The 17,322-nt window shown below is 69.5% G+C and carries 19 protein-coding genes; 11 read left to right on the top strand and 8 right to left on the bottom strand.

The window, feature by feature from the left end; translation table 11 throughout:
* Nucleotides 1-39 precede the first annotated feature (39 nt).
* Complete coding sequence (locus GP2_RS17435) at nucleotides 40-552, top strand: hypothetical protein (RefSeq protein ID WP_040527353.1); 513 nt, start codon at nucleotides 40-42, stop codon at nucleotides 550-552.
* Complete coding sequence (locus GP2_RS17430) at nucleotides 543-1,724, top strand: MAB_1171c family putative transporter (RefSeq protein ID WP_006901867.1); 1,182 nt, start codon at nucleotides 543-545, stop codon at nucleotides 1,722-1,724. The genes GP2_RS17435 and GP2_RS17430 overlap by 10 nt, the downstream gene beginning before the upstream one ends.
* Before the next feature lie 40 nt (nucleotides 1,725-1,764).
* On the opposite strand, the gene GP2_RS17425 is transcribed toward GP2_RS17430, so the two are convergent.
* The 3 genes from GP2_RS17425 to GP2_RS17415 all read right to left on the bottom strand — a co-directional run bounded on the left by GP2_RS17425 (nucleotide 1,765) and on the right by GP2_RS17415 (nucleotide 4,129).
* A complete protein-coding gene (locus GP2_RS17425) occupies nucleotides 1,765-2,526 on the bottom strand; it encodes an SDR family NAD(P)-dependent oxidoreductase (protein WP_006901866.1) in 762 nt (253 codons plus the stop codon).
* Between the two features lie 181 nt (nucleotides 2,527-2,707).
* The gene (locus tag GP2_RS17420; RefSeq protein WP_040527351.1) at nucleotides 2,708-3,406 is read right to left on the bottom strand and encodes a TMEM165/GDT1 family protein; all 699 of its coding nucleotides are present in this window, start codon (nucleotides 3,404-3,406) and stop codon (nucleotides 2,708-2,710) included.
* Between the two features lie 198 nt (nucleotides 3,407-3,604).
* Nucleotides 3,605-4,129: a hypothetical protein gene (locus tag GP2_RS17415; RefSeq protein ID WP_006901864.1), complete on the bottom strand. Its 525-nt coding sequence runs from the start codon at nucleotides 4,127-4,129 to the stop codon at nucleotides 3,605-3,607.
* Between the two features lie 243 nt (nucleotides 4,130-4,372).
* On the opposite strand from GP2_RS17415, the gene GP2_RS17410 reads away from it, so the two are divergent.
* The gene (locus tag GP2_RS17410; RefSeq protein ID WP_006901863.1) at nucleotides 4,373-6,472 is read left to right on the top strand and encodes an ABC transporter ATP-binding protein; all 2,100 of its coding nucleotides are present in this window, start codon (nucleotides 4,373-4,375) and stop codon (nucleotides 6,470-6,472) included.
* Nucleotides 6,469-7,221 (top strand): energy-coupling factor transporter transmembrane component T family protein, encoded by a 753-nt coding sequence (locus tag GP2_RS17405; RefSeq protein WP_006901862.1) that lies wholly within the window; start codon nucleotides 6,469-6,471, stop codon nucleotides 7,219-7,221. The genes GP2_RS17410 and GP2_RS17405 overlap by 4 nt, the downstream gene beginning before the upstream one ends.
* Nucleotides 7,222-7,309: 88 nt before the next feature.
* Here the strand turns inward: GP2_RS17405 and GP2_RS17400 are convergent, their stop codons facing one another.
* Both GP2_RS17400 and GP2_RS21890 read right to left on the bottom strand, forming a co-directional pair.
* Nucleotides 7,310-7,939 carry a superoxide dismutase gene (locus GP2_RS17400; RefSeq protein WP_006901861.1) on the bottom strand — a complete coding sequence of 210 codons (630 nt, stop codon included), beginning with the start codon at nucleotides 7,937-7,939 and terminating at the stop codon, nucleotides 7,310-7,312.
* 182 nt (nucleotides 7,940-8,121) lie between these two features.
* Nucleotides 8,122-8,274, bottom strand: coding sequence for a hypothetical protein (locus tag GP2_RS21890; protein WP_165484424.1), 153 nt, complete (start codon nucleotides 8,272-8,274; stop codon nucleotides 8,122-8,124).
* A gap of 178 nt (nucleotides 8,275-8,452) precedes the next feature.
* Here GP2_RS21890 and msrA point away from each other — a divergent pair, with 178 nt between their 5' ends.
* Entirely contained in the window at nucleotides 8,453-9,166 is a 714-nt protein-coding gene (msrA, locus tag GP2_RS17395; protein ID WP_006901860.1) for a peptide-methionine (S)-S-oxide reductase MsrA, read from the top strand.
* Nucleotides 9,167-9,204: 38 nt separating this feature from the next.
* On the top strand, nucleotides 9,205-10,272 hold the full coding sequence (locus tag GP2_RS17390; RefSeq protein ID WP_006901858.1) for a winged helix DNA-binding domain-containing protein: 1,068 nt from the start codon (nucleotides 9,205-9,207) through the stop codon (nucleotides 10,270-10,272).
* Nucleotides 10,273-10,333: 61 nt separating this feature from the next.
* Here GP2_RS17390 and GP2_RS17385 read toward each other — a convergent pair whose 3' ends face one another.
* On the bottom strand, nucleotides 10,334-11,071 hold the full coding sequence (locus tag GP2_RS17385; protein WP_040527374.1) for a VOC family protein: 738 nt from the start codon (nucleotides 11,069-11,071) through the stop codon (nucleotides 10,334-10,336).
* 37 nt (nucleotides 11,072-11,108) lie between these two features.
* On the opposite strand from GP2_RS17385, the gene GP2_RS17380 reads away from it, so the two are divergent.
* The 5 genes from GP2_RS17380 to GP2_RS17360 all read left to right on the top strand — a co-directional run bounded on the left by GP2_RS17380 (nucleotide 11,109) and on the right by GP2_RS17360 (nucleotide 15,566).
* Nucleotides 11,109-11,972, top strand: coding sequence for a S49 family peptidase (locus GP2_RS17380; protein WP_040527349.1), 864 nt, complete (start codon nucleotides 11,109-11,111; stop codon nucleotides 11,970-11,972).
* Nucleotides 11,973-12,374: 402 nt separating this feature from the next.
* Complete coding sequence (locus GP2_RS17375; RefSeq protein ID WP_006901855.1) at nucleotides 12,375-12,725, top strand: rhodanese-like domain-containing protein; 351 nt, start codon at nucleotides 12,375-12,377, stop codon at nucleotides 12,723-12,725.
* Nucleotides 12,722-13,744, top strand: a complete 1,023-nt coding sequence (locus GP2_RS17370; RefSeq protein ID WP_006901853.1) for a DUF4328 domain-containing protein — start codon at nucleotides 12,722-12,724, stop codon at nucleotides 13,742-13,744. Before GP2_RS17375 ends, GP2_RS17370 begins: the two co-directional genes overlap by 4 nt.
* Nucleotides 13,741-14,550, top strand: a complete 810-nt coding sequence (locus GP2_RS17365; RefSeq protein WP_006901849.1) for a glycerophosphodiester phosphodiesterase — start codon at nucleotides 13,741-13,743, stop codon at nucleotides 14,548-14,550. The genes GP2_RS17370 and GP2_RS17365 overlap by 4 nt, the downstream gene beginning before the upstream one ends.
* A gap of 92 nt (nucleotides 14,551-14,642) precedes the next feature.
* Nucleotides 14,643-15,566: a DUF5926 family protein gene (locus GP2_RS17360; protein WP_006901848.1), complete on the top strand. Its 924-nt coding sequence runs from the start codon at nucleotides 14,643-14,645 to the stop codon at nucleotides 15,564-15,566.
* Between the two features lie 96 nt (nucleotides 15,567-15,662).
* On the opposite strand, the gene GP2_RS17355 is transcribed toward GP2_RS17360, so the two are convergent.
* Together GP2_RS17355 and GP2_RS17350 are read right to left on the bottom strand one after the other, a co-directional pair.
* On the bottom strand, nucleotides 15,663-16,199 hold the full coding sequence (locus GP2_RS17355; protein ID WP_006901846.1) for a ferritin: 537 nt from the start codon (nucleotides 16,197-16,199) through the stop codon (nucleotides 15,663-15,665).
* A 95-nt stretch (nucleotides 16,200-16,294) separates the two neighbouring features.
* Nucleotides 16,295-17,322, bottom strand: a 1,028-nt coding sequence (locus GP2_RS17350; RefSeq protein WP_006901845.1) for an LCP family protein, incomplete at its 5' end; no start/stop codon positions are given.

Raw genomic sequence — 17,322 nt, 5'->3', positions numbered from 1 at the left:
AATGGGTCGGTCGTACAAGAGCATGGTTCGATGGGGTCCATGCGTCGATCCGAGCGCGCGTTGCGTGTGCTGTGCCGCACCACGTTGAAGGGGCTCGATCTCGATCTGCCCCTCGACGTGTTCCAGCTGTGTGAGCGGTACGGCGAACGCCGTGGCCGACCCGTCACGCCGATCGCGCACCCGCTGCCGACCGGGGTCCCCAACGGGATCTGGCTCGCGGCCGCGGATGCGGACTACTTCTTCTACCAGGCGAACACCTCGCCGTTGCACCGCGACCAGATCATCATCCACGAATTCGGTCACCTGATCGCCGGGCACCAGATGCTCGGCGAGCTGTCCGTCGAGGGGCTCGCCGCCCTCAGCCAGGAGTCGTCGGACGCCGCGCTGCGTCGCACCTGCTACTCCGACGACCGCGAGTGGGAGGCCGAGATGCTCGCGTCGATGATCCTGGCGTGGGCCGAGGAGGCGAGCACCGGCGTCGGTGCGACCGCCCGACACGACGAACTGCGAGGTCTCCAGCGTCTGCTCGGAGGTCATCGCGGATGGTTGTGACCGGGACGGGAGACCCGACGTTCCTGCTCGCCGCGTCGCTGGACGCCGGGGTGGGCGTGATCAACACGATCGCCGCCGTCGTCTTCGCGCTCGCGTTCTGCTGGCGTCTCGACCAGATCCGGCGGGCCGGATGGGGTCTGCAACCGCTCGCGATGATGGTCGCGGTGGCGTCCCTGACGGTCGCGTTCGTCGTCGTCAACGAGTCGGTGGCCGACGCCCTGAACACCAGGGGCTTCCAGGGACTCTCGCGGGTGGCGTTCTACGCGCTGCTCGCGATCGGCGTCGCCGCCCTGGTCGTGGTGTTCTTCTTCCCCGACCGGGTGACGAGGGAACGGCGCGCCGGCTGGGAGGCGCTGCCGCTGGTCGCCTCGCTCGTCGGCCTGCAGGTGACGATGCTGGTGATCCCGCAGGAGATCCGGACCGAGACCATCAGCGAGTGGACGGTCCAGAACCTGGGCTTCGCCCTGTTCATGCTCATCGCCAGCGGCTATCTCACCTACGGTTTCGCCGCGTGCGTCAACAGCGTCCGGAAGTTCTACACGACGGCCGACGGCTATCTGCGCGTCTCGCTCGGGCTGCTCATGGGCGGTCTGGGTCTTCTCGCCTCCAGCGCGATCGCCCAGATCGTGTTCGTGATCGTCTCCGCGTCGAGGGTCGCCCGGTCGCCATGGCTCGTCACCACCAATCGGGTGCTCGCGATCCTCGGCGTGGTGGTCTTCCTCATCGGCATCAGCTATCCGATGGTCTACTCCCGGATACAGACCCACCTGGCCAACCGGCGACGCCGTCGTCTCGACACCGAGCTGCTGCCGCTGTGGCGCGTGGTGACCGATGCGATCCCCGAGGTGGTCCTGCCGGACGTCGGGAACCTGCCGCCGACCACCCGGCTCCACCGCCGGGTCGTCGAGACGCGCGACGCGTTGACCCAGCTCAGTCCCTATCTGCCGCCGGTCTTCGAGTACGCGGAGGTCGAGGTCCAGGTGCGGCTCCTGCGTGCGGCGGTCGTGGAGGCGATGGCCGCCGCCGACGGGTCCAGGGAAAAGATCAGCGGCGCGGTCCGCGACCTCGCCCCCGCCGAGGGCGAGGGTCTGGAAGCGGATGCCGCGCCGCTGATCAGACTGTCGAAGGCACTGCTGGCGACCGGGGCCGACGAGTCGGCCGGTACCGGCTAGGAGCCGGATCTCGATCAGCCCCGGCGGAGCCGGATCTCGATCAGCGCGGTGCCATGCGGATGGCGCCGTCCATGCGGATCGTCTCGCCGTTGAGGTAGTTGTGCGCCACGATGAACTCCGCGAGCTGGGCGTACTCGTCGGGCTCGCCCAGACGCTGCGGGAACGGGATCGCCTCGGCCAGGGTCTTCTGGAACTCGGGGGTCACGCCGGCGAGCATCGGGGTGCTGATGGTTCCCGGTGCGATGGTGTTGACGCGGACGCCGATGCGGGCGAGGTCGCGCGCGGCGCAGATGGTCATGGCGTGGACGCCGCCCTTCGACGCGGCGTAGGCGATCTGGCCGATCTGGCCCTCGAAGGCCGCGACCGACGCGGTGTTGATGATGACGCCGCGCTGGCCGTCACCGTCGATGGTCGACTCCTCCGCCATGCGGGCCGCGGCCAGACGCATGACGTTGAAGGTGCCGACGAGGTTGATGTCGATGACCTTGCGGAACAGGCCGAGATCGTGCGGGCCGTTCTTGCCCAGGATTCGGGACGCCCAGCCCACGCCCGCGCAGTTCACCGCGACGCGCAGCGGTGCGCCCGACTCCGCGATCGTGTCGATGGCGGCCTGGACCTGCTCCTCGTCGGTGACGTCGGCGGCGATCAGCGTGACGCCGTCGGTGGGGGCGGCCTTGTCGATCGAGTCCTGCAGGTCGAGGCCGAAGACCTGTGCGCCTGCGGCGGCGAAGCGACGGGCGGTGGCCGCGCCGAGGCCGGAAGCCCCGCCGGTGACCAGAACGGAAGCGCCAGAAACGTCCATGGGTGAGTAGTCCTTTCGCGGTGCCGGATGCCGCCGGTCCGTGACCCTCCGGGGATCCCGGACGGGAGACGCGCGCCGGCGCATGTGCACGTTCACGATAAACAGGCACGGGAGAGAGTCCGTGCAGGACCCCCGAGTGAACGCTCGGTGAACGGCGCGGCGATCGGTACCCGACCCCGGCCTACGGGACCGACGGGGTGGGGAGGTCGGCCTGCGCGGCCGAGCGGCGGTCGCGAGCGATGAGGAAGGCGCCGACCCCGCTGATCACGACCGCGGCCGAGATCGTGGCGGCGACCAACGGCATGGACGCCCCGACGAGGCCGGTGGCGGTGAGCCATGCCGCGAATCCGAAGAACAGGACCGCGGCGCCGATCGAGATGATTCGTTCGGGCAGGTGCTTGCCGAGGAACCCGCCGACCGCGATGGCAAGCGCATCGGCGGCGACCATGCCGATCGTCGAACCGATCCACACGCCGAGCCAGTCGTGGTCGGTTGCGATCGTGATGGTCGCGAGCATCGTCTTGTCGCCGAGTTCGGCGAGGAAGAATGCGGACATCACCGCGAGGAACACCGAGGCGCCCGCGCGGGACGCCCGGTTCTGCTCCTCGTCGTCGAGGCGGTCCCCGTAGAGCGTCCAGAGACCGAAGACCAGCATCGCCAGGCCGGCCAGGACCGACAACAGGTCGGTCGGCAGGCTCATCCCGAGGAAGTGCCCGAAGAAGACCGAGACGGCGTGGACCGCGGTGGTGGCGGCGGTGATCGCGAGGATCACGACCCACCAGCGGTACCTCAGCGCGTAGGTCATCGCCATCAGCTGTGACTTGTCGCCCAGTTCGGCCACGAAGATCACGCCGAAACTCAGGAGGAGGGCGGTCATCACGGTCGCCAGGTTAGTGAGGCCTAACTACCGAATGCAACAGATCAGCTGACCGTATCCGCGCAGGTAGGGGGCTCGCAAACGAAGATTCGGGTGCCCGAAAAGCCCGCGTTCGGACGCCCTGGGCGAACCGATCGGGCGCTCCCGGCGGCTCGGGTCCCGGCACGTGTGCGGCTGGGTCGCGCCGCCGAACCCGGCCGGTCAGGCCGCCAGGAGCATCGCCAGCACCGCGGTGTCCGGGTCGGCGTTCGGGTCGATGCCGATCTGGTTGCGGAGGTTGACCACGGTGCCGTCCGCCTCGGCCTCGGCCCAGCCGGCGCGATGCTCGAGACCGAGCTCGGGGATGCCCGGCAGCAGGACGCAGCCCGACGCGACCTCAGAGCACTCCGGCAACGACGGACGGGTCTGCGACGGCGGATGGAGCATCACCAGGGCCGGGGGATTCTTCAGGAACTTCCCGGCCTCGACGAAGCTGTCGTCGACGACGTTGCCGATCGCGACCATCATCCCCACGGTGTCCGACCCGGCCTCCGGGGGCGGATCCTCGACGACGCCGAAGACCGTCGTCGTCGGGAGAAACCCCGGTCGGCAGGCGATGCGGACCGATCCGACCAGCGTCTGCGTCCACTCGAGGGTCGACTCCGGCCAGCGGCCGGAGATCAGGATGCCGTTGCGCTTCCCGTCGTCGAGCTTGAACGGCGTGAGTCCGATCGGAATCGAGTTCATCGCTTCTCCTCCAATTCGGGTGAGAGGCCTGTCATCTCGCACACGGACAGCGGCGTCATCAGCCCGTGTGGACAAGAATCCGCCCACGTGGCAAAACCGACAACCCGAACCGCGCACTTGTGACGGTTCTTTAACAAGGAACGCTTCGGGCACGGTCTGTGCCGGTCGTCGACGGCCACACCCGGGGCGCCCGCGCACACCAGGCACACTTGAACGGTGAAGAACTCGCCTCCGCTGAGGCCGATGGAGTTCGCGTCCGTCGCGATCTTCGGTGGCCTGACCGTCGCCGCGGTCGTCATAGCCTCGGTCATCCCGCTCGCGCAGGCGGCAGGACTCCTGGCCCCGATCCCGCTCGCCCTGGTCGCGGCGCGCACCCGCCCGCGAGCGCTCGTCACCGCGACGGTGGCCACCACCGCGGTCGCCTTCGCCATGGCGGGCACCGGGGCCATGGCGACGGTCCTCGGGTCGGCGCTCGTCGCCGGGATCGTCGGCGACATCAAGCGACGCCGTCGCGGTTTCCCGACCCTGCTCGCTGCGACGCTCGTCGCGGCGCCCCTGCTCGGCGGCGTCTCGGTGCTCCTGCTGCTGATCCTGGTGCCGCTGCGCGAGCTGACGATCGAGGCGCTGACCAACTCGATCCACGGCGTCGCCGGGCTGATGCACCGATGGGGGCCGTTCGACCGGGTGGGCAACGGACTCGATGCATTCGCCGACAGCATCGCCTCCCACTGGTGGGTCTGGATCTGGGTGTCGGGAACCGTCGGAACCGTCATCTCGCTGGTGGTCGCCTGGTGGATTCTCGGCCCGGTGATCCACCGTCTGCGGGACGTGCCCAGCGAGGACACCCTCGACTCCGACGTGCAGGCGACCGGACGGTCCGCCGTCGAGGCCGGTGTCGCGCCGCTGCCGATCGTCGCCGAGGGCGTCGGCTTCTCCTACTCGCCGGGCGCCCTGCCGGTGCTGCGCGACATCGACCTGCGCATCGACCCGGGTGAGTTCGTCGCGATCGTCGGCGCCAACGGCTCCGGGAAGTCGACACTCGCCAAGATCCTCGCCGGCCGGACGCCGACGAGCGGGGTCGTCCACCGGCCGGGGCTCGCGGGCCTCGGCGTCCACGGTGGCACCGCCCTCGTCCTGCAGCGTCCCGAGGTGCAGATGCTCGGTTCCCGCGTCGCCGACGACGTGGTGTGGGGGCTCCCGGCCGGAACCGAGGTCGACGTCGACGCGCTGCTGGCCGAGGTCGGGTTGGCCGGGCTCGGCGACCGCGAGACCACCGACCTGTCCGGAGGCCAGCAGCAGCGCCTCGCGATCGCGGCGGCGCTCGCCCGCCGGCCGCAGCTGCTGATCGCCGACGAGGTCACCTCGATGGTCGATCCGGAGGGACGCGGCCATCTGCTGAAGCTGTTGGCAGCCCTGGCCCGGAGGCACGGCATCGCGGTCGTGCTCATCACGCACCGCGGCAGCGAGGCGGCCGCGGCCGACCGCGTCATCCACCTCGACCGCGGGCGCATCGTGCCGCACCCGCCGCTTTGGATGCCCGATCCCACCACGGACCTCGACCACCCGGCCGTGGTCGAATCCTCCTCGCTCGCCGACCCCGGGCCCCACATCGGCGGGCCGCTCATGGTCCTCGACCAGGTGAGCTACGCACACCTGCCGGGCTCGCCGTGGGAGGTGCAGGCCCTCACCGACGTCAACCTCACCGTCTACCGGGGCGAGGGACTGCTCATCGTCGGCGGCAACGGATCCGGCAAGACGACCCTCGCCTGGATCATGGCCGGCCTGCTCACCCCGCTGACCGGCACCTGCCATCTGCTCGGGGTCACCGGGAAGGTCACGCCGGCAGCCGGTTTCGACGCCGGGGAGCCGATCACCGAGCATGTCGGCGCAGTGGGGCTGGGTTTCCAGCACGCGCGCCTGCAGCTGCAGAAGGTCACCGTCGCCGACGAGATCATGGCGGCCGGCGGCGAGAAGATCGGCACCGCGGAGGTCGCCCGCGTCCTCGAACTCGTCGGACTGCCGAGGGAGATGGCGGCGTCGAAGGTCGACTCGCTCTCCGGCGGGCAGATGCGTCGCGTCGTGCTCGCCGGATTGATCGCCCGCAAGCCGGACATGCTCGTCCTCGACGAACCGCTCGCCGGTCTCGACCCGGTGTCGCGGGACGAGATCGTGGCGCTGCTGGCGCGCCTGCGCGCCGAGGGCATGACGATCGTGATCATCTCGCACGACTTCGAATCCCTGGATTCGGTGTGTACCCGCCGCGTCAGGCTCGTCGACGGGCGGTTGCTGCCCGACTCCCACGATGTCGCCCCGCTACCGGGCCGGGACGGAGGTGTCCGATGACGATGCGCACGGTTCCGCTGCGGCAGGTGCCCGGCGACTCGTTCGTCCACCGTCTGTGGGCGGGCACGAAACTGCTGATCGTGTTGATCCTGGGGCTCATGACCTGGGCGTTGCCGTCCTGGCCCGCCCTGGGCATGGTCGCCGGTGTCGTGATCGTCACCGCGCTGATCGCCGGCATCCCGTTGGGCGCCATCCCGCGGCCGCCGTGGTGGTTCTGGGGACTGATCGGGATAGGGGTCGCGGTCAACGCGTCGTTCGCCGGGCTCGCCGGGGCGCTCGTGTTCCTGCGGGCCACGGCGCTCGCACTGGTGCTGGTCGGGAGCTCGATCCTCGTCATCTGGACGACCCCGATGGCCGATGTGGCACCCGCCATCGCGCGGCTCATGCGTCCGCTGCGGTGGTTCCGGCTGCCCGTCGACGAATGGGCGGTGTCGATCGCGTTGTGCCTGAGGGGACTTCCGATGCTGATCGAGGAGCTGCGGATGCTGCGCGCGGCACACAAGCTGCGCCCGGTGGCACGCGGCCGCACCGATCACCCGTCGGCCGAGATGGGGATCCTGGACCTGATCACCGCGGCCATGTCGTCGGCGCTGAGACGCAGCTCGGAGATGGCCGAGGCGATCACCGCCCGTGGCGGCACCGGCCGCCTCACCGCCCACCCCTCCGGTCCGGGCCGCGCAGATGCGGTGGCGCTCTTGGCGATCGGGGTGGCGTGCGCGATCGCGATCACCGCGACGGTCCTGCTGTAGGCGGGGCGCCCGTCACGTCAGACGCGACACGGCGCCGGCCACCCCGAGGTGACCGGCGCCGTGTGTGTTTCGCTCTGGCGAAGAGGGATCAGGCCGGGACGATGAGTCCGGCGCCCTGGGTCTTCGCGCGGCCGTAACGCTCGCCGGCGTCGGCCCAGTTGACGACGTTCCACCACGCCTTGACGTAATCCGGCTTGACGTTCTGGTAGTCGAGGTAGAAGGCGTGCTCCCACATGTCGAGCATGACGACCGGGATGATCGCGGCCGGGATGTTGCCGCTCTGATCGGTCAGCTGCAGGATGACCAGCTTGCCGCCGATGGTGTCGTAGCCCAGGATCGCCCAGCCCGAACCCTGCAGGGTGGTGGCGGCGGCGGTGAAGTGGGCCTTGAACTTCTCGAAGCTGCCGAACTGCTCGGTGATGGCCGCGGCGAGGTCACCCTCGGGCTCGCCACCGCCGTTGGGCGACAGGTTCTTCCAGAAGATCGAGTGGTTGGTGTGACCGCCCAGGTGGAAGGACAGGGTGGCCGAGAGGCCGTAGACCTTGCCGGCGATGGACTCGTCCTCGCGGGCGGCGGCCAGCTTCTCCAGGGTGTCGTTGGCGCCCTTGACGTAGGTCGCGTGGTGCTTGCTGTGGTGGAGCTCCATGATCCTGCCGGAGATGTGGGGCTCGAGTGCCCCGTAGTCGTAATCCAGATCCGGCAAGGTGTATTCAGCCACGATGTTCCTCTCTGAGGTTCTCTTCGTTCGGTGCTATTCGTTTTCCCTGTTCACGCGAGTACGCGACGAAAAAGTCGTGACACGCGGATGGTTCCACCCAACCGCAGTGCATGGGTGATTGCAACAAACACACGGCAATCGACGGCAGGTGCGGTCGAAGATCACCTTCTTGACGATGCTTCCTAGAGAAGGACGACGGCGACGAAGAGGGCGAGGATCGCGAGGATGCTGAGCGCGATCGCACGACAACTCCTCGCGACGTCGTAGTTGGCGCGCGGGACGCCGCGGGATGTCCGGAACGTTCCTCGAAGGTCTCCGGTCGCGTGCGTCGCCATGTTCGCCTTTCATCACCGATCGGCTCTGCGGTCACACCCGGTGGACGGTCCCTGCGTACGAGGTCGCATACAGTGACCGGCGTCATAACACGAATGTGACCGCCATCATAAACAGACTCGGACGGCTGACTCAACTCGCCGGCCGGGGTCCTCTGCCCACCGCGCGTAGACTCGGAACATGTCCTGGCTCGACCAACTCTTCGCCGCGAGTTCGCACAAGCAGCAGCTCATCGATTCCGACGCCGCGCTGCCGGGTCGCGACACCGAGATCACCGTCCCCGGGGATCACCTGGTGCTGCAGACCCCGATGCGGGGCCGACCCGGGCCGGACGGCGAGTACGCCAACGGCGGGGTGGGCGACTTCGGCGACGGACTGGCGATGATCGTGCTGGCCGGCGGCTGCTTCTGGGGGGTCGAGGAGATCTTCTGGCAGGTCGAGGGCGTGTACACGACCGCGGTCGGCTACGCCGGTGGCTTCACCCCGAACCCGACCTACGAGGAGACGTGCACGGCGCGGACCGGCCACACCGAGTCCACGCTAGTCGTCTTCGACCCGGCGGTGATCGATCTCGAGAGCATCCTCAAGATCTTCTGGGAATCACATGACCCCACCCAGGAGATGCGCCAGGGCAACGACATCGGCACCCAGTACCGATCGGCGATCTACACTTTCTCCGACGCCGACCTCGAGGTCGTGAAGAACACCGCGGAGCGGTTCCAGACCGCCCTCGACGCCGCCGGCGCGGGCCGGATCGCCACCGAGATCAAGCCGCTCGCCGAGGCCGGTGACGGTCGCTTCTACTACGCCGAGGACTACCACCAGCAGTACCTCGCGAAGAACCCCAACGGTTACCGCTGCCACTCGTCGACCGGCATCCGTTACCCTGCCTAGGTGTCGGACCGCCCCTGCCCGAGCCCCCGGAACCCGCGGTGAGCAGGGCGATCACGCTCCGGCAGTGGAACCGGACCCTGCTGTCGCGACAACACCTCGCGCGGCGGATCGACGAGGACGCCATCGAGGTCCTCGACCGGTGCGTCGGCCTCCAATCGCAGGATCCCCGGGCGGCCTTCTTCGGATTGTGGTCTCGCATCGAGGGATTCGACCCGACCGAGCTCGACGACCTGCTCGTCGGCCGTGACGTGGTGCGGATGGCGCTGTTGCGCTCGACGGTCTTCCTCATCGACGCCGAGGACGCCCGCTGGATCCGCCCGCTAGCCGGACCCACCCTGCGTCGCGAGCTCTCGGTCCACGCACGGCGTCTCGCCGACGCGGACGCGGAGCAGGTCGTCGCCGACGCCGAGGAGCTCCTGACCGGCGCCGCGCTGAGCGTCGGGGAGCTCGGAAGGCTACTGGCCCAACGCCATCCCGGGGAGAACCCCTCGACCCTCACGGCGATCGCCCGGTGCGGGCTGCCGTTGGTGCAGGTGCCGCCGCGCGGACTGTGGCGCGGTCGCGGGACGCCGACCTACCGGCTCTTCGACGAGTGGGCGGGTCCGGGGGAGCCGGCCGTCGCCGACGACTCCGCACGCGCCGACCTCGTCCGCCTGTATCTCCGCGGGTTCGGTCCCGCGACGGTGGACGCGATCCAGACCTGGTCGGGTCTCACCGGTCTGCGACCGCTCGTCGAGAGACTCGAGGCGGACTGGGAACTGCAGAAGCTCACGGGCCCGCACGGCGAGACCCTCTACGACCTCGAGGGCCTCGGCCTCGCCGACCCCGATCTGCCTGCCCCCGCGCGCCTCGTCGCGCCGTTCGATCACGTCATTGGCATCGCCGCCGACCGCGTCCGGGTCGCCGACCCGGAACTGTTCCGCCGCACGGTCACCGCCAACGGCCGGTCGCCGGGATTCGTCCTGGTCGACGGATTCCTGGCCGGCACATGGCGTCTCGAGGGTGACGAGGTCCGCGTGGACTACCTGCGTGAGGTCGGCAGGGCCGGGCGCGGCGAGGTCGACGACGAGGTGGACCGCCTGCGGGAGTTCCTGGCCGCCCGCTGAACCCCACCTGGTTGTCCCGTGCAGCACGATGCCGGCGACCGTGACCACCCGGCTCGGTGTCTCACCGGCCGGTACGCGGATTGCGCGCCGTGATGCAGTAACGCCTGCCTGCCGGGTCGCTCATCACCGTCCAACTCGGGAAGCGCTCGACCACCGTCGCACCCCATCCTTCGTGACGGACGACCTCGTCGGGCACCGAGCTGGTCGCGAGGTCGAGGTGCGCCGTCGCGGTGTGGCCGGAGTCCAGCCGTTGCAGCAGCAGGCCCAGGGTGATCGCGGGCTGCCGTGGGAGATGGACGAATTCCGCGCGGTCGTCCGGGACGGGGGCCCACCCCGTCAGCGTCGCCCAGAATTCGACCTCGACGTCGAAAGCAGGTGCCGGGATGTCGATGCAGATCTGGTCGGCGATGCTGATCGCGTCGCCCGGCCAGCGGATCGGGCGGGCCCGCTCGGACTCGCCCTCCCACGGGACGAGACAGAAGCGGAATCCCGCCGGGGACCGCAGGATCCGGTGGGTGCCGGCATCGTGTTCGGCGGTCGCGCCCAGGGCGACCGCCTCGGCGCCGGCGCCGGCCACGTCGTCGGTGTGGATGTCGAGATGCATGCCGCCCGGACCGTCGTCGACGCGCTGGACCCGCAGGTGCGGGTCTCCGGTGAACGGCTCCAGGGAGGCGAACTCGCGGTGTTCCCCACGTGGCGGGGACACGGTGCTGCCGGTGATCGCGCGCCAGAATCTGACCTCCTCGCCGAACGCGTCTGCGGGGAGGTCGAGGAAGGCGGTGAGCCACCCGACCTGCACGTCGGCGAGTCTACGGTCCGCCACTAGACTCGGTCAGATGACTGGTGGACCCCTGGGGGCGTTGGGCAAGAAGTTCGCGCGGTCGCGCGCCGAACACGTTGCGGTGGTCCGACTCGACGGCCAGATCGGCGCGGCGTCGATGGGCCGGCACGGCATCACCACCGACACCCTCGAGCCCGTCCTGAAGAAGGCCTTCGACACCGATCGTCTCCGGGCCGTGGTCGTCGTCATCAACTCTCCCGGCGGTTCGCCGGCGCAGTCGGAGTACATCGCCGAGCGCATCCGGCAGCTGTCGGCCGAGAAGGGCGTGCCCGTCCTGGCGTTCTGCGAGGACGTCGCGGCCTCCGGCGGTTACTGGGTGGCCTGTGCTGCCGATGAGATCTTCGCCGCGAACACCTCCATCGTCGGCTCGATCGGCGTGGTGTCGTCCGGTTTCGGCTGCTCGGAACTGCTCGGCCGCTTCGGCGTGCAGCGCCGCCTCTACGCGACCGGCGACAACAAGGCCCGGCTCGACACCTTCCTGCCGGAGAACCCCGAGGACGTGGAGTGGATCAAGGGGCTCCAGGCGCAGTTGCACGAGGCGTTCATCGCCTGGGTGCGCCAGCGCCGGGGGAAGAAGCTGACCGGCTCGGACGGCGAGCTGTTCAACGGAGACGTCTGGGTGGGTCGGCGCGCCGCCGAACTCGGTCTGGTCGACGGCATCGGCGTGATGCGGTCGGTGGTGGCCGAGCGCTACCCCGACGCCGAGATCGTCAACGTCGAGGCACCCAGGCCGCTGATCGCCCGACTGGTCGGAGATCAGGTGTCGGTGTCCGGTCTGGCCGAGAGCGTGACGTCGGGGATGGTGGCCGCATTCGACCGCGCGCAGCCCGTCCGGACGGCATTCCTACACCGCGACTGAGGCCCCGTACAGACCCCCTTTCGGGGGAATCCCCAAGGGTTATTCCCCAAGTTATCCACAGGTGTGTGCACCGGAAAGAATGTGCAGGACCACCGCGTCTATGCACTTTCGTGAACTTCCTGCGACCGATTCGAACAATTTCCGTGACGCCAATCACACACGAACTGGGTTTGGCCAGCAGTTTTCCACAGTTTCCACAGCCTCATCCACAGGTTGACGTTGACATGTGCACAGTCCGATCTCGCCGTTCAGACACATGTGGATAAATCTATGACGATTGGCATAGTCCGTTTCATCCGATTTGGTGCGCGGTTCGGGAGGCCGGTGGCGGATCGCTCCTCGGGCCGGGTGATGACGCGGCACCCAGCGGGCGGCGACTGTGCCACCATGGGACACGTGACCATGGGCGATATCACGCAGGTGCCGGTGACAGACCTGCCGGACGACTTCACGGGCAAGACCGATTCGATCATGCTCGACGTCCGCGAGGACGACGAATGGGCCAACGGCCACATCCGCGGAGCCCTGCACATCCCGCTCGCGGAGATCCCGGCGCGCCTCGACGAGATCGACCCCGACACCGACCTCTATGTCGTCTGCCACTCGAGCGGACGGTCGATGCGCGTGCTGCAGTACCTGGCCCAGATCGGGTACGACGGCATGTGCGTGCGCGGCGGGATGCTCGCCTGGCAGGAGCACGGCAAGCCCGTCGAGTACGGCAGCGGCGAGCCCGAGGTCGACGCCCACCGATGATCGACCTCTGTCCGCGGTGCCGCATCCAGGCGCCGCATCGTCCCGGCCGGGAGCGCTGTCCACGCTGCGGCGGACCGCTGAGCGTGGTGGAGGATGCCGCGCGTGCCCTTCGCGACGCCGACCCGCGAGACAGGGAGCCCGTGGGTGCCCGGGCCGCGGCGCCCTCGCGTCCCGCGCCGCCGCCGGTGACCGGACGCCTGTACCGGGCCCCGCAACTGCGCTGGGTGGCCCGACGCCCTCCCGAGGCGATCCCGATCCGACGCGGCCCGTCCCGGCCCCCCGGCCCGCGGCGCATACCTCGATACACCTACATCCCCACATGGGGTTTCCGTGACGAGCCGGCGTCCGACGACCCGGCGCGCAGCAGGCTCGACCATGCGCGGTCCCAGCTGCTCTTCGCCCTCGTGACGACCGGCGTGGCCCTGGCCGCCTCCGCGGCGGTCCACCTGTTCCGCTACATGCTTCTCGCGGTCAACCGTTCCACGCCGCTGCCGGAGTGGCTGATCGCGGTCTCCGAGGTGCTCGTCCTGTTCGTCGGCATACTCGCCCTGCTCGGGTTCGTCGTGTCCACGCTGATGTTCGCCCGGTGGGTCCTCGACCTGCGGGCCGAGGCGTATCACGACGCCCATCTCGTCGATCCGCGACGGCCGGTGTGGGTCGCGCTGCTGGCCGCTGTCCCGCTGGTCAACCTGGTCGGTGCGCCGCTCGTCCTGGGCGAGGTCGCCGCGGTGCGCGTCGGGCACGACCCCGCCCTCGACGCCGGGCGGGTGCGTTCCCGCCTGCGCCGCATGTGGGTCGCGTGGGCGGTGGTCAACGCCGTGGCGGTCGCGGCCGTCGTGGCGCGCGTTCTCGCCTGGCGGTCCGATTCCCTGCAGACCGGTGCGAATTCGCTGACGATGGTCATCATCAGTTCCGCGGTCTCGGCGGCGTTCGCGTTCTGGATGGCTCGGAGGATTCCGGGCCTCTTCGACGCGTCGTCGGCCCCGGTCCCGACGAAGAGGTGGGTGGCGGTCGCATGAGCTCACGGGTGAACGTCAACGCGGTCGAGAAGGTGTCCAGGTCGGGCAAACCGGCGGTCGTCGCGCACCGCGGCGCCTCCGGGGACCGCCCGGAGCACACCCTCGCCGCCTATGAGCTGGCGCTGGCACAGGGCGCCGACGGGCTCGAATGCGACGTCCGGCTGACCGCCGACCACGAACTCGTCTGCATCCACGACCGGACCGTCGACCGCACCTCCGACGGCTCCGGGATCGTCAGCGAGATGACCCTCGCCGAACTCCGCGAACTCGACTTCGGCAGCTGGCATCCGTCCGGGGCGTCGGCGTCGGTCCTCACGCTCCGCGAACTCCTGACCCTGACCCTGGACTGGCGCCGGCCGGTCCGGCTGTTCATCGAGACCAAGCACCCCGTGCGCTACGGCAGCCTCGTCGAGCAGAAACTGCTGGAGATGCTGCACGAGTTCGGGGTGGCGATGCCGCCGTCGGCCGATCACAGCCGGGCCGTGGTGATCTCGTTCTCCTCCGCCGGCGTGTGGCGCATCCGGCGGCACGCCCCGATGCTCCCGACGATCCTGCTCGGCGACACCGCCCGCCTCCTACGCGGCAGCGCGGCGACCGCCGTCGGGGCCACGGGCATCGGGCCGTCGGTGACCACACTGCGTCAGTACCCGGACCTCGTGGACCGGGCGGCCGCTGCGGGCCGGGTCACCTATTGCTGGACCGTCGACGAACTGGTCGACGTGCAGCTGTGCGCCGACCTCGGGGTCCGTTGGGTGGCCACGAACCATCCCGCCAAGGTGCGCGACTGGCTCGTCACCGTCGACTGAGGCGCCCCGGAGGCGGGCCCGGCGTCGTCGCGGATGCCGGGCGGTCACAAACCGCAGCCCGGAGAGAACCCGGGCCGTGAGAAAGTGGACCGATGGGCAAGAAGAGCAAGCGGGGCAGTGGACCCCGTCCGGGTAGCAATCGTGCCGAGCGGGTGGCCGCTCGCAAGGCTCGGCAGGCGGCCGCACTGGCGCCGCCGCCGCGGCCGTTCGCCGGCCTCGCGGCCGAATGCGACCTCGTCGCACTGCGCACCTTCGTCGCGTCGGCGACCGCGCCGCTCGAACTCGCCGAGCCCGCCGGGTCGCGCAACGAGGTGTCGATCGTGACGATCCTGCCGGGTGCCGGGCCGGCGCTCGCGCGCGAGAACGGCGGCGCCACCGAGGGTCTGGTCGCGCTGCAGACCGAACCCGACCGCGCGGCGCCGGCCATCGAGCTCGCCGGCGCGATCGCGTGGGCCGCGCACGCCGAGGCGGGCAGCGAGTTCGACCTCGAGGCCGCCGACGAGTCGCCGTCGCTCGACGAGGTGATCAAGGCCGACGCCACGCTCGACATCACGGTCCACGACGACTTCGCATGGTGGTTTCCGGAGGGCACCGAGACCCCGGCCGAGATCAAGCCGATGCTCGAGCGGGCCAACGACTCGGTGCTGCCGACCGCGCGGCTGGTCGTCGACAGCGGCAACGGCGCGCCGTGGTGGGTCGACGCGGGGGAGCGCGCCCATCTGCGGTGGATCCGTCCCGAGCCCGAGGACAACCTCATGGCGGCGATGGCCCGGCTGCACGCCGCCGGCCGGCTGACGCTCGGCGAGGGCTCTCGGTTCGCCGGATCCTTCCGCACCCACGGGCTGCTGGTGCCGGTCTTCGACCTCGACAACGAGATGCACCACGAGGAGTGGCACGCCGGCCTCAACCAGCTCGACGAGTGGCTGAGCGAGGCGCTCGCCGAGACCACGCCGCTCACCACGGCCGAACTCCGCTCGCGCGACGGCATCCGCGGGCGGCAGGTGACCCTGCGCTAGGGCGCCTGGGGACATTGCATTTCGGCGCCGCCACCCGAGAGCGGGTGGCGGCGCCGAAATCGTCTGTGTCGCTTGCGCGATCCCCCGGGCGAGGCCCTAGACGACGCCCCCGGCGACCGGCGGCGCGGTCGGGTCGGGGGTCGCGGGACCGTTGAACTCGCGCTCGACGAAGTTCTCGAGATCGAAGAGGTTGCCCTTGCAGCGCTCGGCGATGGTCAGCAGGGTGGTCATGGTCGCGACCTCCTCGACCTGTTCCTTGAGGAACCACTGCATGAACTGCTCGCCGAGGTAATCGCCGGTGTCGCGGGCCGACTTCGCCAGGTCGACAATCTGCTGGGTGACCGTCTTCTCCTGCTGGAGGGCGAGTTTGATCGGCGCCTGGTAGTCCTCGAAGGTGTTGTTCGGCGCGGGGACCCCCGGGATCTCGACGTCCATGTCGCGATCGAGGAAGTACTGGACGATCATCATCGCGTGGTTACGCTCCTCGACCGCCTGGCGGTAGAAGAGCTGGGCCAGCTGAGGCATGTCGTGGTTGTCGAAGTAGGTGGCGACCGCGATGTACTGCTGGGACGCGTAGAACTCGTTGGCGATCTGGTCGTGCAGCAGCTGATGGAATTTGGTGAACTCGGTCATCACCCCATCCTGGCAGCAGAAACCGCCTTCTACCAGCAAGTTCAGCCTTACTGAGGCTAGTCTGGCCTGTCTTTGGCAAGCCTGTGCTCGTCGTGTCAGCCCGCGTCGACGAGCAGTTCCTCGGGAATGGGCCGACCTGCGCGGAGATACGCGAAGAAGTCCTCGGTCTGCTGTGTGACCGGAAGGGCGAGACCGTCGTCGGTGTACTCGCTCTCGCCGGTGGGCGTGGTGGTCGTCACCGGATCCCGCAGCGCGAACATGAGTGTGGCGAGGTTCCAGATGTGATCCCGCTCGTCGACGGTCAGCGAGTCGATCGCCCCGTCGACGAAGCCGAAGAACCGGAACGGGTTGAGCAGCACCGCCGGACTGGTCGCCCGTTTCACCAACGCGGCGAGGAACTTCCGCTGGTTCACCACGCGCTCGAGGTCCGCGCGCGGGAAGGCGCGGGTGCGGACGAGGCCGAGCGCCTGCCGGCCGTCGAGATGGTGGCACCCCTTGGACAGCCGGAGGCCGGCCTTCGGGTCGTTGAGCGGTTGGTCGATGCACATTTCGACGCCGCCCACCGAGTCGACGAGGGTGTCGAAGCCGCCGAAACCGATCTCGGCGTAGTGGTCGATGTGGATTCCGGTGACGCTCTCGACGGTCTGCGCGAGCAGCGCCGGACCGCCGATGTTGTAGGCCGCGTTGATCTTCAGGCTGCCGTTGCCGGGGATCTCGACGTACAGGTCGCGCGGGATGCTGACGACGGTCGCCTTGCCGCTATCCGGCGGGTTGTGGACGAGCATGATCGTGTCGGTGCGTGACCCGTCGGCGTCGCCGGTGGACAGGCCGGCGCGCTGCTCTGCGGTGAGGTCGGCACGCGAATCGGTGCCGACGATGAGCCAGTTGCTGCCCGGGGTGTCGGCCGGGCGGCCCGCGTAGGGACGCAGCGCGTCGATGCGATCGAGCTTCGAGTCGTAGTAGAAGAGCAGCCCGGTACCGCCGAGCACAACGACGAGCACCAGGACCAGCAGGACGCGTCCGACGCGCAGCACGCGCCGCCGGCGTCGCCGCGGCCTCGGCGGAGTGACCGGGGGCCCCGGCGGTGCGGGAGGTGCGGGCGGACGCGACGAGGAGCGGCCGG

The organism is Gordonia paraffinivorans NBRC 108238 (genome assembly GCF_000344155.1).
Taxonomy (GTDB): Bacteria; Actinomycetota; Actinomycetes; order Mycobacteriales; family Mycobacteriaceae; genus Gordonia; species Gordonia paraffinivorans.
The sequence above is the reverse complement of the archived record's forward strand: the minus strand, read 5'-3'. Positions and strand labels throughout refer to the sequence as shown.

What these genes read in the sequence shown, in the direction of transcription:
- GP2_RS17405 (WP_006901862.1), top strand. Translation starts at nt 6,469, where the DNA reads ATGACGATGCGCACGGTTCCGCTGCGGCAGGTGCCCGGCGACTCGTTC.
- GP2_RS17365 (WP_006901849.1), top strand. Translation starts at nt 13,741, where the DNA reads ATGAGCTCACGGGTGAACGTCAACGCGGTCGAGAAGGTGTCCAGGTCG.
- msrA (WP_006901860.1), top strand. Translation starts at nt 8,453, where the DNA reads ATGTCCTGGCTCGACCAACTCTTCGCCGCGAGTTCGCACAAGCAGCAG.
- GP2_RS21890 (WP_165484424.1), bottom strand. Translation starts at nt 8,274, where the DNA reads ATGGCGACGCACGCGACCGGAGACCTTCGAGGAACGTTCCGGACATCC.
- GP2_RS17380 (WP_040527349.1), top strand. Translation starts at nt 11,109, where the DNA reads ATGACTGGTGGACCCCTGGGGGCGTTGGGCAAGAAGTTCGCGCGGTCG.
- GP2_RS17410 (WP_006901863.1), top strand. Translation starts at nt 4,373, where the DNA reads ATGGAGTTCGCGTCCGTCGCGATCTTCGGTGGCCTGACCGTCGCCGCG.
- GP2_RS17355 (WP_006901846.1), bottom strand. Translation starts at nt 16,199, where the DNA reads ATGACCGAGTTCACCAAATTCCATCAGCTGCTGCACGACCAGATCGCC.
- GP2_RS17360 (WP_006901848.1), top strand. Translation starts at nt 14,643, where the DNA reads ATGGGCAAGAAGAGCAAGCGGGGCAGTGGACCCCGTCCGGGTAGCAAT.
- GP2_RS17425 (WP_006901866.1), bottom strand. Translation starts at nt 2,526, where the DNA reads ATGGACGTTTCTGGCGCTTCCGTTCTGGTCACCGGCGGGGCTTCCGGC.
- GP2_RS17430 (WP_006901867.1), top strand. Translation starts at nt 543, where the DNA reads ATGGTTGTGACCGGGACGGGAGACCCGACGTTCCTGCTCGCCGCGTCG.
- GP2_RS17415 (WP_006901864.1), bottom strand. Translation starts at nt 4,129, where the DNA reads ATGAACTCGATTCCGATCGGACTCACGCCGTTCAAGCTCGACGACGGG.
- GP2_RS17370 (WP_006901853.1), top strand. Translation starts at nt 12,722, where the DNA reads ATGATCGACCTCTGTCCGCGGTGCCGCATCCAGGCGCCGCATCGTCCC.
- GP2_RS17375 (WP_006901855.1), top strand. Translation starts at nt 12,375, where the DNA reads ATGGGCGATATCACGCAGGTGCCGGTGACAGACCTGCCGGACGACTTC.
- GP2_RS17435 (WP_040527353.1), top strand. Translation starts at nt 40, where the DNA reads ATGCGTCGATCCGAGCGCGCGTTGCGTGTGCTGTGCCGCACCACGTTG.